General features: G+C 72.1%; 12 protein-coding genes. 6 read left to right on the plus strand and 6 right to left on the minus strand.

Going from position 1 to position 12,607, the window contains the following annotated elements; all coding sequences use genetic code 11:
• Positions 1 to 39: 39 nt before the first annotated feature.
• Positions 40 to 411: a VOC family protein gene (locus ACQEVU_RS27480; protein WP_433328400.1), complete on the minus strand. Its 372-nt coding sequence runs from the start codon at positions 409 to 411 to the stop codon at positions 40 to 42.
• Between the two features lie 110 nt (positions 412 to 521).
• The gene (locus ACQEVU_RS27485) at positions 522 to 1,016 is read right to left on the minus strand and encodes a DinB family protein (protein ID WP_433328402.1); all 495 of its coding nucleotides are present in this window, start codon (positions 1,014 to 1,016) and stop codon (positions 522 to 524) included.
• A 64-nt stretch (positions 1,017 to 1,080) separates the two neighbouring features.
• Between ACQEVU_RS27485 and ACQEVU_RS27490 the strand changes: the two genes are divergently transcribed.
• Positions 1,081 to 1,680, plus strand: a complete 600-nt coding sequence (locus ACQEVU_RS27490; protein WP_433328404.1) for a hypothetical protein — start codon at positions 1,081 to 1,083, stop codon at positions 1,678 to 1,680.
• On the opposite strand, the gene ACQEVU_RS27495 is transcribed toward ACQEVU_RS27490, so the two are convergent.
• Entirely contained in the window at positions 1,589 to 2,308 is a 720-nt protein-coding gene (locus ACQEVU_RS27495; protein WP_433328406.1) for a DUF998 domain-containing protein, read from the minus strand. The genes ACQEVU_RS27490 and ACQEVU_RS27495 overlap by 92 nt on opposite strands.
• Before the next feature lie 92 nt (positions 2,309 to 2,400).
• On the opposite strand from ACQEVU_RS27495, the gene ACQEVU_RS27500 reads away from it, so the two are divergent.
• Positions 2,401 to 3,021: a TetR/AcrR family transcriptional regulator C-terminal domain-containing protein gene (locus tag ACQEVU_RS27500; RefSeq protein ID WP_433328408.1), complete on the plus strand. Its 621-nt coding sequence runs from the start codon at positions 2,401 to 2,403 to the stop codon at positions 3,019 to 3,021.
• A 74-nt stretch (positions 3,022 to 3,095) separates the two neighbouring features.
• Here the strand turns inward: ACQEVU_RS27500 and ACQEVU_RS27505 are convergent, their stop codons facing one another.
• Positions 3,096 to 3,758: a response regulator gene (locus ACQEVU_RS27505; RefSeq protein ID WP_433328410.1), complete on the minus strand. Its 663-nt coding sequence runs from the start codon at positions 3,756 to 3,758 to the stop codon at positions 3,096 to 3,098.
• Entirely contained in the window at positions 3,755 to 4,996 is a 1,242-nt protein-coding gene (locus ACQEVU_RS27510; protein ID WP_433328412.1) for a histidine kinase, read from the minus strand. The genes ACQEVU_RS27505 and ACQEVU_RS27510 overlap by 4 nt, the downstream gene beginning before the upstream one ends.
• Before the next feature lie 167 nt (positions 4,997 to 5,163).
• Between ACQEVU_RS27510 and ACQEVU_RS27515 the strand changes: the two genes are divergently transcribed.
• The 4 genes from ACQEVU_RS27515 to ACQEVU_RS27530 all read left to right on the plus strand — a co-directional run bounded on the left by ACQEVU_RS27515 (position 5,164) and on the right by ACQEVU_RS27530 (position 11,171).
• Positions 5,164 to 7,317, plus strand: a complete 2,154-nt coding sequence (locus ACQEVU_RS27515) for an MMPL family transporter (RefSeq protein ID WP_433328414.1) — start codon at positions 5,164 to 5,166, stop codon at positions 7,315 to 7,317.
• Positions 7,318 to 7,330: 13 nt separating this feature from the next.
• Entirely contained in the window at positions 7,331 to 8,275 is a 945-nt protein-coding gene (locus tag ACQEVU_RS27520) for an ATP-binding cassette domain-containing protein (RefSeq protein ID WP_433328416.1), read from the plus strand.
• On the plus strand, positions 8,272 to 9,090 hold the full coding sequence (locus ACQEVU_RS27525; RefSeq protein ID WP_433328418.1) for an ABC transporter permease: 819 nt from the start codon (positions 8,272 to 8,274) through the stop codon (positions 9,088 to 9,090). Before ACQEVU_RS27520 ends, ACQEVU_RS27525 begins: the two co-directional genes overlap by 4 nt.
• Positions 9,091 to 9,563: 473 nt before the next feature.
• A complete protein-coding gene (locus ACQEVU_RS27530) occupies positions 9,564 to 11,171 on the plus strand; it encodes a cellulase family glycosylhydrolase (RefSeq protein ID WP_433328420.1) in 1,608 nt (535 codons plus the stop codon).
• Positions 11,172 to 11,269: 98 nt separating this feature from the next.
• Here the strand turns inward: ACQEVU_RS27530 and ACQEVU_RS27535 are convergent, their stop codons facing one another.
• Positions 11,270 to 12,370 (minus strand): hypothetical protein, encoded by a 1,101-nt coding sequence (locus ACQEVU_RS27535; RefSeq protein WP_433328422.1) that lies wholly within the window; start codon positions 12,368 to 12,370, stop codon positions 11,270 to 11,272.
• Between the last annotated feature and the right edge of the window lie 237 nt (positions 12,371 to 12,607).

Raw genomic sequence — 12,607 nt, forward strand, 5'->3', positions numbered from 1 at the left:
GGCCGATGACGCCGAGCGCCAACGCGCTCGGCGGCCTCGTCAGCGCTCCTGCAGTACCGACAGGACGTTGCCGGCCGGGTCGGTGAACCAGGCGATGTACGGCCCGCCGCCGCGGAAGACGCCGCGCTCGTCCTGGTCGAACCCGGGGTACCGGATCATGGTCACGCCCTTGGCGGCCAGCGCGTCGACCGCGGCGTCGATGTCGTCGACCGGGAAGTTCAGGATGGTGTACGTCGCCGGGGTGTGGTCCGGCTTCGGGTACGCGATCACGGTGCCGCCGGTGGCCAGGTGCAGCGTCAGGATGCCGTGCTGCTCCGTCACCTCAAGCCCGAGCGTGTCGCCGTAGAACGCCTTCGCGGCGGCGACGTCGGGCACGGCGAAGCCGCTGAACGCCTTCGTCTTCGCGAACAACTGTGGGCCTCCGTCCCGCGCGCCCCGGGACGGCCGCGCGTCGCGTCCATCCTGCCCCGATCCCGGCCGGCCCGCACCGCGTTCGACGCTTCCTCCCCCGCCCGGCCCGCTCAGCGCCCGGTGACGCCGTCGATGAGCTCCCGCAGGATGTCGGCGTGGCCGGCGTGGCGGACCGTCTCGCTCGTTATGTGGGCCAGCACCCAGCGCAGCGTGCGGGTGTCGTCGTGGACCGGGTGCGCCGTGCGCGCCTCGAGGTCGCCGGCGGCGCGGATGAGCGCGTCGCTGTCGGCGATCGCGGCCCGGTAGCCGGCGACGACCTCGTCCGCGCGGCGGTCCGCGGCGACGTCCATGTCGAAGTCGACATCGGCGTAGCGGGCGTCGCCGGCCACCTTGTGCCCGAACCAGTACCGCTCGGCGTCCGTCAGATGCTGCACCAGCCCGAGCAGCGTCGTGCCGGAGACCACCAGCCGCCTCCGCAGCTGCTCCTCGTCGAGGCCGTCGACCTTCTTCAGCACACACGCCCGGGCGAAGGCCAGGAACGCCATCGCCGTGTCCAACTCACCACCGTCGTTGAGCGGCACGCGTTCGCGTTGCGACTCGAGCATGCCGCCACCCTACGCGCCGGCAAAACCGGATGCGGGGCGCCGGAGGGCCGCAGATCATCTGGGCGTGACGAACGGCGCTGAAGCCGACGATGTACGGCGGCGGTTCAACGACAGCGTGCGCGGCCTGCGCGGGCGGCGGCTGACCGCAGTCGACTACTGGGACGTGTACAACTACGGGCCGGACCCCGCGGTGTGGGACTACGGCGACTGGCATCACGCCGTCATGGGCGTGCAGCTCGGCACCGACCTCGGGCCGGTCACGGTGACCTGGACCAGCACGTTCTACCCGTACGGCGTCGAGGTCTTCCACGAGCCGATCGAGCATCACGTCGTCGTGGACGAGCATGGGCCGCAGCGCATCGGGCCGAACCTCGAGGGCGACAGCCCCTGGGCGCCGTTGCTTGGATCGCAGATCAGCGACACGGCCGTGCACTGGGAGCAACTGCGGATCGGGCCGAGCTACCGGTCCGACGGCCGGATCGTCGGCGCGGCGTACGAGGTCGACGTGCCGGTCGCGCTGCGGCTGGACTTCGACGCGGGGCCGGTCTGGTACGTCGCCGGCTCGGCGGGCTTCACGGACGGGCGGCGAGCGGACGGTCGGGTGCCGTCGGCGCGCCTGATGCACGGCGCGTGTCGGCCGCGTCCAGGATCAGGCGGAGGGTGACCAGGCCGAGCCAGCCGAGGCCGATCACGAGGCTGACACGGTTCCACAGCCCGTGGTTGTGGCCGGTCTGCGTCTGGAAGTTGTACTGCGTGGCGGCCAGCATGAAGGTCGCCGGCGTGGCGACGGCGGAGATGTAGCAGTACCACATCCAGGCACGCCGCCCACCTTGGGCGGCGAAGCGGCGGCCGAGCACGCAGGCGAGCGCGGCGAGCGCGACGTAGAGGGCGAACGGCATGAAGCCGTGGATGGTGCCGTGCAGCGTCGGCTTGTCGGGAACCGAGCCGTCCGGGTGGTAGCCGGGCGTGGGGTCCATGCTGAAGATGCCGGCCGTGATCAGTGCCAGGCCACAGGCGGCCGCCAGGATCGGCGCCGATCGGGAGCCCCGGCCCGTGGACAGGGCCGAGCGCAGGCCGACAGCGAAGGCGATCAGGAGCAGTCCGGTTGCGATGAAGTTCGTGATCTGGATCCAGCCCCATCGGCCGAGGCTGAGTTCGCTGATGAAGTGGTCCACGGACCGGTAGCCGGGGCGCAGGGCGCCCTCGACGAAGATCGCCGCGACGAACAGTGGCGCGGCCAGGCCGCAGGCCAGCAGGGCACGGGTTGAGCGGGAGCGGGTCGTCAGGGTCATCGCGCATCCTCCTTAGCAACGCTAAATGACGTTGTCGGTACTATCCCTTTGCACTGCTAAGCTGTCAAGATGCACCTCGGGAGGAGGGATGCGTGGACCAGAACGCGATCGTCGGGGCGGCGTTGGACCTGCTCAACGAGACCGGGCTGGACGGGCTGACCGTCCGCCGCCTGGCCGAGCGCCTGCAGGTGAAGAACCCGGCGCTCTACTGGCATTTCCCGAGCAAGCGGGCACTGCTCGACGAGATGGCGCAGATGCTGCAGTCGCGGCAGGACTTCGGGCCGCCACATGAGGGCGAGTCCTGGCAGCAATGGCTGGCTCGGCGGGGACGGGACCGCCGCCGGGTGCTGCTGTCCTGCCGGGATGCCGCCCGGCTCGTGGCCGGCACCCGCGCGGGACCGGCGCTCATCGAAAAGTTCGAAGCCGAACTGCACGCGCTCGTGACGGCCGGGTTCACCCCGGGCCAGGCACTGCACGCCGTCGGCACCATCACCCGTTACGTGAACGGTTTCGTGCTGGACGAGCAGGCCATGGCCAGCCACGCCGCCGAGGGCGCGCAGCCTCCGGCCGGGGCCGACTTCTTCCGGGCCACTCCCACCCTTGCTGCGGCCATCCGGGAAGCCGGTGACAGCGACGCGGCGTTCGACGAGGGCCTGCAGGTCCTGATCGCCGGCATCGCGGCCCGTCGCGGGCGTCGAACCGTCGACGCCTGATTCAGATGATCACGCGCCCTGTTCGCGTCACCTTGCTTCCCCGCCAGACTGATGCGCATGCGTGAAAGCGCGGCTCAGCTCCCGGGCCGGACGAGCGCGGTTTCGTAGGCCAGGATCACGGCCTGGATCCGGTCCCGGAGGCCGAGCTTGGCCAGGACCCGTTTCATGTGCGTCTTGACGGTCGACTCCTCGACGCCGAGGGCGTGGGCGATCTCGGCGTTGGAGAGGCCGCGGGCGACCTGCTCCAGCACCTCGCGCTCGCGCTGGGTCAGGGTGCCGAGCCGGCGGGCGGCGGACGAGTCGGGCTGCGGGGTGTCGACCATGCGCTGGATCACCTTGCGCGTGACCGACGGCGAGAGCAGCGAGTCGCCGTCCGCGATGGTGTGGATGGCGGCGATGAGCTGTTCGGGCTGGGTGCGCTTGAGCAGGAAGCCGGAGGCTCCGGCGTTGAGCGCGCCGAAGATGTACTCCTCGTCCTCGAACGTGGTGAGGACGAGGATCCGGGCGTGCGGGACGGCGGCGGTGATCTGCCGGGTCGCCGCGATGCCGTCGAGGTGGGGCATCCGCACGTCCATGAGCACCACGTCCGGGCCGTGGTGGACAGCCTTCTGCACCGCCTGGGCGCCGTTCGTCGCCTCGTCGACGACCTCGATCGCGTCGTCGGTGGAGAGGATGGCGCGCAGCCCGGCGCGCATCAGGTCGTCGTCGTCGACGATGAGCACCCGCCGGCCGGTCACGAGACGGCCGCGCCGATGCTCTTGACGCCGGGGGCGCGGCGATCCGGCCCGGAAGGCGCCGGCGTCAGGCCACCGTACGGGAGCCGGGCGTGCAGCCGGAAGGTGTCGCCCTCCGCGCCGATGTCGAGATCGCCGCCGAGCAGGCCGACCCGCTCCCGCATGCCCAGGATGCCGTGCCCCCGCCGGTCGGTGGCCGCGCGGCGGGACGGCGCCGCCGGGCCGGTCGGGTTGGTGACGGTGATCGTGAGCTCCTCGGCGCCGAAGACGAGGCTGAGCTCGGCGGTGCCGGTGCCGTGCCGGGTCGCGTTGGTGAACGCCTCGCGCAGGATGCGGTGGGTGGCCCAGGCGACGCTCGCCGGCAGGCTGGGCCGGGTGCCCCGGATGTCGGCGCGGATGCGCAGCCCGGCGTCCTTGTGCTGGCGGAGCAGGTCGGCGATCGCGAGCTGGTCGCCCGGGGTCGACGGCTCGGGGAGTACGTCGTCGCGCAGGGCCTGGACGAGCCCGTCGATCTCGCCGATCAGGTTGCGGGCGACCTCCTCGATCGTGGCGATGGCGCGCTGCGAGCGCTCCGGATCGCGCTGGTGCAGCAGCCGGGCGGCGCCGGCCTGGACCAGGATCACGTTGATCGCGTGGCCGGCCGAGTCGTGCAGGTCGCGGGCGATGCGGGTGCGCTCCTCGGCCGCGGCCAGCCGGCGCTCGCGCTGCGCCTCACGTTCGGCGCGCCGGGCCTGCTCGGCCAGCTCGACGATCCGCTCGGCCCGCAGCCGGGTCCGGTCGCCGACGATCCACAACCCGGCGAGCACGGCGGCCCAGAAGAGCAGGTCCATCGAGATCCTGGGCACGTCGACGCCGGTCGAGGCGTACACGACGGCGACCGCCGGGATGAACGCCGCGACGGCGAGGGTGGCCGCCACGCGACGGACCGACCGGCGCTGACTGCCGTAGGTCGCACCGAGGGCGTACGCACCGACCGTCGCGCCGATCGGGGCGTCGAGCGGGTAGGCCAGCCCGATCAGCGCCAGGCTCGCCGCCGCGATGACCAGAAAGGCCACCGTCGGGAACCGCCGCCGCGCGGCCAGCGGCAGCGTGGACGCCGCGGCGAGCAGGACACCGGGGACGTCCAGGGCGCGATCGTGCAGGTTCGGGGTGCCGAGGCCGCGCGCCGCCAGGATCGCGACCGTGACGCCGAACGCCAGTGCGCCGATCCCGGCATCGATGACAAGGTCCCGCCGCCGCATCGCTCGATGGTAACCGGCCGATGATCAGGCCGAATCCTACCGGGGTGGTACCCGGGCTCCCCCAGCGAGGGGACGCGCCGCTCGCCCCGCGGGGCGTTTCCGTCCACCCCGCCGCTCCTTAGCGTTGCCGTCGCATCCAGCCGAACGGATCTTGGAGGGTACTCACCATGGCGGAGCGGTCCAACGTCTTCGTGCGGCTCGCCGGCTGGTCCCAGCGACATCGCTGGTGGTCCCTGGCGGCGTGGCTGCTCGTCCTCGTCGCCGTCACGGTGGGTGCGAGCGCGGCGGGCAGCGACTACCACAACGACTACTCGCTGCCCGGCACCGAGTCCCAGGCGGCGCTGGACACGATGCGGGCCAAGGCGCCCGCCGACGCGGGCGACCCGGTGCAGATCGTGGTGCAGGACCCGAACGGTCTCTGGACGCCGCCGGTCCAGGATCAGGTGCGGGCCATGCTGAGCCGCGTGCGAAACCTGCCGCACGTGGTCGACGTGCGCAGCCCGTACGACGACCGCGCCGCGATCTCCCGCGACGGCACCATCGGCTACGCCACGGTGACGCTGGACGGCACCAAGGAGGACGTGCCGGCCCAGGACGTCCGGACGATCATCGACACCGCCAAGGCGGCCGGCACCGGTGGTCTGCGTGTCGAACTGGGCGGCAGGGCGGTGAGCGACGCCGAGCAGAAGCCGGGAGGCGCCGCCGAGGGCGCCGGGGTGCTCGCCGCGCTCGTCATCCTCGTGGTGCTGTTCGGGTCGCTGCTGGCCGCGGCCCTGCCCATCGTCATCGCCGTCTTCGCCGTCGGCGCGACCACCGGGGTGATCATTCTCGCCTCACACGTCGTAGGCGTGGCCGACTTCACCGTCTCGATGATGAGCCTGGTCGGCCTGGGCGTCGGGATCGACTACGCGCTGCTGGTCTTCTCCCGCTACCGCTCGGAGCTGACCGCCGGTGCGAGCCGGGAGCAGGCGACACGCACGGCCCTGGACACGGCGGGCCGCACCGTCATGTTCGCTGGCGGCACGGTGATCATCGCCCTGATGGGGCTGGTCGCGCTGGGGCTGGGGTCGCTGCGGGGCGTCGCGGTCGCCGTCGCGATCACGGTGGCGCTCACGGTCGTCGCCTCGCTCACCCTGCTGCCCTCCCTGCTCACCATCTTCGGCCGGCGGTTCGAGCGGACCGTACAACGACGGGCGAGCCGCCGGCGGCGGCCCGAGGGCGGGGGGTGGCGGCGGTGGTCCGTACTGGTGCGCCGCGGCCGGTGGGCGGCGCTGCTGCTGCCCTTCGCCGCCCTGCTCGCCCTCGCCGCGCCCGCGTTCGGCCTGCGGCTCGGCTTCGCCGACGCCGGCAGCGATCCGCGCGGCAGCACCAGCCGGGCCGCCTACGACCTGCTCGCCGAGGGCTTCGGCCCCGGGTTCAACGGGCCGCTGATCGTCGTGGTCAAGGGTGACTCGGCGGCGGCCACAGCGGCGGCCGACGCCGTCAAGGCCATGCCGGGGGTGGCCGCCGTGTCGCCACCCAGGCCCGTCGCGGACGGCCTCGCCACGATCGTCGTCTTCCCCGACAGCAAGCCGCAGGATGAGGCGACCGCCCGGCTGGCGACCCGGCTGCGGCAGGAGGTGCTCCCACCGCTCGCGCGCGGCGGCGGGACGACGTTCCTCGTCGGCGGCGCCACCGCGGCGACCCAGGACTACGCCGCTGCCGTGGCCTCCCGGCTGCCCCTGTTCGTCGCGATCGTGGTCGGCCTCTCCTCGCTGCTGCTGATGCTGGTCTTCCGTTCGGTACTGATTCCGATCAAGGCCGCCGTGCTCAACCTGCTCAGCGTCGGCGCCTCGCTCGGCGTGATCACGCTCGTCTTCCAGCACGGCATGTTCGGCATCCAGCCGGGGCCCATCGAGGCGTACGTGCCGGTGATGAACTTCGCCGTCGTCTTCGGCCTGTCCATGGACTACGAGGTGTTCCTGCTCTCCCGGATGCACGAGCGGTGGGAGCGCGACCGCGACCCGGGTGCCGCCGTGGACGAGGGGCTGGCCACGACCGGGCGCGTGGTCACCGCCGCCGCGGCCATCATGATCGTCGTCTTCGGCGCCTTCATGCTCAGCCCCGAGCGGGTGCTCCAGCAGTTCGGCCTCGGCCTGGCCTCGGCGGTCTTCCTCGACGCCATCGTCATCCGCTGCCTGATCCTGCCGGCGACGATGCATCTGTTCGGCAGGGGCGCGTGGTGGCTTCCGGCCTGGCTCGCCCGATCGCTGCCCACCATGGGCCTTCCCGGCGAGGGCGCGCCCGCCCGGCCGGCGTCGGTGCCGGTGGGGCGGGGGTAGGGCCGTGGTGTCGATGATCGAGGTCGAGTCGCTCCGCAAGCGCTTCGGCCGGGTCCGGGCGCTGGCCGGCGTGGACCTCGCCGTCGAGCGCGGGACGGTCCTGGGGCTGCTCGGGCACAACGGCGCGGGGAAGACGACCCTGGTGCGCGTCCTGGCGACGCTGGTCCGGCCGGACGCCGGTCGGGCCGTCGTCGGCGGCTTCGACGTGGCGGCGCACCCGGTGGCGGTACGCCGGCTGATCGGCCTGGCCGGTCAGCACGCCGCCGTCGACGAGACGCTGACCGGGCGGGAGAACCTGGAGATCGTCGGCCGGCTCTACCGGCTGGGCCGCCGCGACGCCCGCCGCCGCACCGCCGACGTCCTCGACCAGCTCGGCCTGGCCGAGGCCGCGGACCGGCCGGCGCGGACGTACTCGGGCGGCATGCGGCGCCGGCTCGACCTGGGCGCGAGCCTCGTGGGGCAGCCGGCGGTCCTGCTGCTGGACGAGCCCAGCACCGGCCTCGACCCGGCCGCCCGCCTGGATCTGTGGTCGCGGATCCGGGGGCTGGTGCGGGAGGGCACCACGGTGCTGCTGACCACGCAGCAGCTCGACGAGGCCGACCACCTCGCCGATGCGATCGTCGTGTTCGATCACGGTACCGTCATCGCGAGCGGCACCGGCGCGCAGCTGAAGGCCCGGCTGGGCGACGAGCGCATCGCGGTCACCCTGGCCGACCGTGCCCTGCTCGGCGAGGCGGTGCGCCGGCTCGCACCCATCGCCACGGCGCCCCCGGAGGCCGACCCGGAGGCGGGCGTGATCACCGCCCCGGTGCGCGGCGGCAGTGCCGGGCTGGCGGCAGCGGTCCGGCTCCTCGACGACGCGGACATCGCGGTCGCGGACATCGCCGTGCACCGGCCGACCCTGCAGGACGTCTACCTCGCCCTGACCGGCAACCGGCCCGAAAGCGAGCACCGATGACCACTTCCGATCTGCCGTACCGCGGCCGGCTGCCGCTGTCGGCGCTGTTCACCGATCCGCTCGCCGTCGCCCGCCGGCAACTGCTGCGCGTCGCGCGGACCCCGCAGACCGCGATCGCCGCCCTCACCTCGCCGATCCTGTTCCTCACCCTGTTCCGATACGTGTTCGGCGGGGCGATCCCGGTGCCCGGCACCAGCTACATCGACTACGTAGTGCCGGCGATGCTGGTGCAGAACCTCATCTTCGGCGGGTTCACCAGCGCCGCCGGGCTGGCCCAGGACGCCACGAGCGGGGTCCTGGACCGCTTCCGGTCGCTGCCGACCCCGCGGTCGTCGGTGCTGGCCGGGCGGGCACTGGCCGACCTGCTGCTGAACGCGGTGGCCACCCTGCTGACGCTCGCCACCGGGCTGGCGCTCGGGTTCCGGTTCCACGGCGGCGGGCTCGCCGTGCTGGCGGGCTTCGCGGTCCTGCTCGCCGTGAACGTCGCCCTGTTCACCCTCTTCGCTGCCATCGGCCTGAGCACCCGCAACCCCGAGACCGTCCAGGCGCTCACGCCGCCGTTCTTCCTCTTCCTCTTCGTCTCCAGCGCCTTCATCCCGGTCGCGAGCCTGCCGGGCTGGCTGCGGCCGTTCGCCCGCAACCAGCCCGTCACGGTCTTCAACGACACCCTGCGGGTGCTGATCCAGGGCAAGGCGATGACCGCCCACTTCGTCAGCCACGACGCCGGCTTCTACGTCCTGGCCTCGCTGGGCTGGTGCGCGCTGCTCACGGCCGTGGGCGGCGCGGTGGCGCTGCGCGCGTACCGCAGGCTGTGAGCCGTGACCGGCGCCGCGGTGGTGCCGATCAGGGTTCGCCGAGGCCGCCGCGCACGACGGCGGCGGCCAGTTCCCGGGTGGGCGTCCGGGTGGCCGCTTCGGCTTCCGGGCGCCACGGAGTGGCCAACCATCGCTCTGTGTAGCCGATGGCTTTGGCGGAGGCGAACCCGCAGGCCAGCCAACCAACGTAGGTCCGCCGCACGGTCCTCCGCCACGGCCTAGACCGCATCCAGTGTCTCGCCGGGCACCTCAGTCGCGGCGAGTAAAGATCATCGACCGCGGCCGAAAGATGCAGAGCCGGTTTGCGGCCGTCGCCGGCAAACCGGCTGCTCCGCGGCCTGCGCCGGCCCGCCGAACATGTTCGTCGAAGCGCGTCGATTGACACCCGCCGCGCCCGTGGCAACACTCCTCGCCAGGTTCGGACCGGAGACGCCGCCACGTCCGGCGCTCGAGACCGTACGAGAGGAAACCTCATGAGTTCGACAGTCAGGAGGGCCGGGCTCGCAGTCGTTGCCGCCACCCTGGCCCTCGCCGGAGCCGTGTACGGCGTGACGAGGGCACCCGCGGCCAACGCCGCGGCGCAGCTGACCGCTCCCCAGCTGGTCGCCGACATGGGCGCCGGGTGGAACCTCGGCAATCAGCTGGAGGCCAACGCCAACGGCATTCCCAGCGAGACGGCCTGGGGCAACCCGGTCATCACCCAGGCCCTCATCGACCGGGTGAAGGCATCGGGCTTCAAGACGATCCGCATCCCCATCTCGTACCTGGGAAAGATCGGGGCCGCCCCGAACTACACCGTCGACTCGGCCTGGCTGAACCGGATCCAGGAGGTCGTCAACTACGCCTACAACTCCGGCCTGTACGTGCTGATCAACATGCACGGCGACGGCTACAAGAGCGTGACCGGTTCCTGGCTGATCTGCGACGCATCGGACCAGACCACGATCAAGGCCAAGTACCAGAAGGTCTGGCAGCAGGTCGCGACGAAGTTCGCGAGCTACAACGATCACCTGATCTTCGAGTCGATGAACGAGGAGTTCGACGGGCAGTACGGCAACCCCACCCAGCCGTGCTACTCGAACATCGTCGCCTACAACCAGATCTTCGTCGACACCGTCCGGAAGACCGGCGGCACCAACGCCTCGCGATGGCTGCTCATCCCGGGCTGGAACACCAATATCGAGTACACGACGGGCAGCTACGGCTTCTCGCTGCCCACCGACGCCTACCGGTCGTCCTCCATCCCCAGCGGCGAGCAGCGACTCATGATCTCCGTGCACTACTACGACCCGTGGGATTTCACGGGCCAGGAGGACGGCAACATCACGCAGTGGGGTGCGGCCGCGACCAACTCGGCCAAGAAGTCGACCTGGGGCCAGGAAGACTACATGGACTCCACGCTGAAGAAGATGTACGACACCTTCGTCACCAAGGGCTATCCGTTCTTCGTCGGTGAGTACGGCTCGATCGACAAAACGTCCGCCGACCCGGCGAACAACACCTACCGCGCGAACTTCGCCAAGGCACTGGTCGCCACCGCGAAGAAGTACGGCGGGGCGAGCGCCTACTGGGACAACGGCTACAACGGCCAGTACGGGTTCGGCCTGTTCAACCGCAGTTCCAACACCGTGACCCAGCAGGGCATCATCAGCGCCATCATGACCGCCGCCGGCGGCACGTCCCCCACCACCCCGCCCGTCACGCCGTCCCCGAGCAAGACGCCCGGCTCGCCGTCGCCCACGACCTCGACGAGCAGCCCGGGCGGTACCGGCACCTGCCGGGTCGTCAACGCGGTCAACGCGTGGAACACCGGCCTGACCAACAGCATCACCATCACCAACACCGGCAGCACCGCCATCAACGGCTGGAGCCTCGTCTTCACCCTGCCCGCCGGGCAGACCATCACCGGCGGCTGGAACGCTACCTACTCCCCGACCAGCGGCACGGTGACCGCGACCAACGCCAGTTACAACGGCAATCTCGCCCCCGGCGGCTCCGCCACCATCGGCTACCAGGCCAGCCACACCGGCAACGCCGCCGCCCCCACCGGTTTCAAGCTCAACGGCTCCACCTGCAGCTGAACCCCCGGCCGCCGACACCGTGACCCGGTGCGCGGAAGCCGGAGTGGTTCTGCCCCCCGATCGGGCCGGACGGTGCACGGTCCGGCCCGATCGGGCGTTCAGGCGTCGTCCACGATCCGCCGCATGAGCTCCACCGGCAGGCGCGGGTTGGCGGCCGCCCCGCCCGTCGTCGACGGATCGTCGAACAGCTCCAGCACCCGCTCGAGCGACAGCCGCGGATCGGCGGCCGCCGTCTTGCGGACCCCGGCCACCGGATCGCGGCTGAGCCGCTCGATCAGCTCCGGCGGGGCGTCGGGATCGAGCCGCGCCAGCGCCCGGGCCTGGGCCTCCGGCGCGTCCGCCAGCCGGGCCAGCCCGGCGCGCCGGAAGCTGGGATGATCCAGCAGCCGTCCCCGGGTGATCATCGTCCGGGCCTCCAGGTAGGTTTCGAGGACGGTGTCGCCCGGCACGTCCCGCTGCCCCTCGCACAGCAGCAGCCGGACCGCGAAGTCCGCATCGCCGGCGAGCACCGCGACCAGGTCCGGCGCCAGGTGCGGATTCCCGGCGACGCTGCGGCGCAGCCCGATGTGCGCCGAGTACACGCACCGCCGCTGCTCCTCCCGGTCGCGGGTCCGCGCGGCCCACCGGGCGGGGGCGATCCGATCCCAGGGCTCGACGCGGTAGTCGATGGCCGCCCGCTGCTCCTCGGTGAGCTCGCGCCGCATCGCCACGACCATCCGCACCAGCTCCGAGGGGTCCACCGCCAGCCGCGCGACGATCTCGGCGGGCAGCCGCGGATCGGTGGCGGCGTGGGCGCGGTTGCCTTCGTGCTCGTCGTCGGCCAGCGCCACGGCCTCGCTGACGTCTCCCACCGGCTCCTCGTCCGCCGGTTCCTCTTCCGGCGTCGACCGCCCCCGCAGATCCTCCGGCGCCCACCCGTTGTCCCACATGCACACCCGCAGCCCCGGGGCCCGCTCGAGCAGCCGCTCGTACGCCCAGCGGGGCATCCCCGGCCGCAGCGGCCACCAGAACCACTCGGGCCCGAACGCGAGCGCGGCCAGCACGCTCGACGCCGGATCCTCGACCAGCCGGGCCCGCTGCTCGGGCCCGAGGAAGGGCGCCTCGGCCAGCAGCCGTCGCACGTCTTCGCTGGGATGCCCGACGAGCGCCTCGACCTGCTCGTCGGTCCAGTCCTCGCGGAACAGCAGGGCGTTACGCATTTCGGGCCACCCCACGTCGACGAGCCGCCGCAGCAGCTCCGCGGGAATGGCCGGGTTGCGGGCCAGCCCGGTGAGGCGTGCCCTGGTGGTTTCGTCCCGGTGGTTGACCGACGTCTCGTTGCCGTTCAGCGGAGACCTCCCCGTTCGCCGTCACACCGACGAACGGTCACCGTAGAAGAAGTTTGCGCAGGTCAACAGGGCCGCACGACCGATTCTTCAGCGTCGTTGGCGGCGGTA

The sequence above is a fragment of the Dactylosporangium sp. CA-139066 genome, from assembly GCF_050936175.1.
Taxonomy (GTDB): Bacteria; Actinomycetota; Actinomycetes; order Mycobacteriales; family Micromonosporaceae; genus Dactylosporangium.

Coding starts and splice junctions, on each gene's coding strand:
- ACQEVU_RS27520 (WP_433328416.1), top strand. CDS start 7,331: ATGATCGAGGTCGAGTCGCTCCGCAAGCGCTTCGGCCGGGTCCGGGCG.
- ACQEVU_RS27495 (WP_433328406.1), bottom strand. CDS start 2,308: ATGACCCTGACGACCCGCTCCCGCTCAACCCGTGCCCTGCTGGCCTGC.
- ACQEVU_RS27530 (WP_433328420.1), top strand. CDS start 9,564: ATGAGTTCGACAGTCAGGAGGGCCGGGCTCGCAGTCGTTGCCGCCACC.
- ACQEVU_RS27485 (WP_433328402.1), bottom strand. CDS start 1,016: ATGCTCGAGTCGCAACGCGAACGCGTGCCGCTCAACGACGGTGGTGAG.
- ACQEVU_RS27510 (WP_433328412.1), bottom strand. CDS start 4,996: ATGCGGCGGCGGGACCTTGTCATCGATGCCGGGATCGGCGCACTGGCG.
- ACQEVU_RS27515 (WP_433328414.1), top strand. CDS start 5,164: ATGGCGGAGCGGTCCAACGTCTTCGTGCGGCTCGCCGGCTGGTCCCAG.
- ACQEVU_RS27535 (WP_433328422.1), bottom strand. CDS start 12,370: ATGCGTAACGCCCTGCTGTTCCGCGAGGACTGGACCGACGAGCAGGTC.
- ACQEVU_RS27525 (WP_433328418.1), top strand. CDS start 8,272: ATGACCACTTCCGATCTGCCGTACCGCGGCCGGCTGCCGCTGTCGGCG.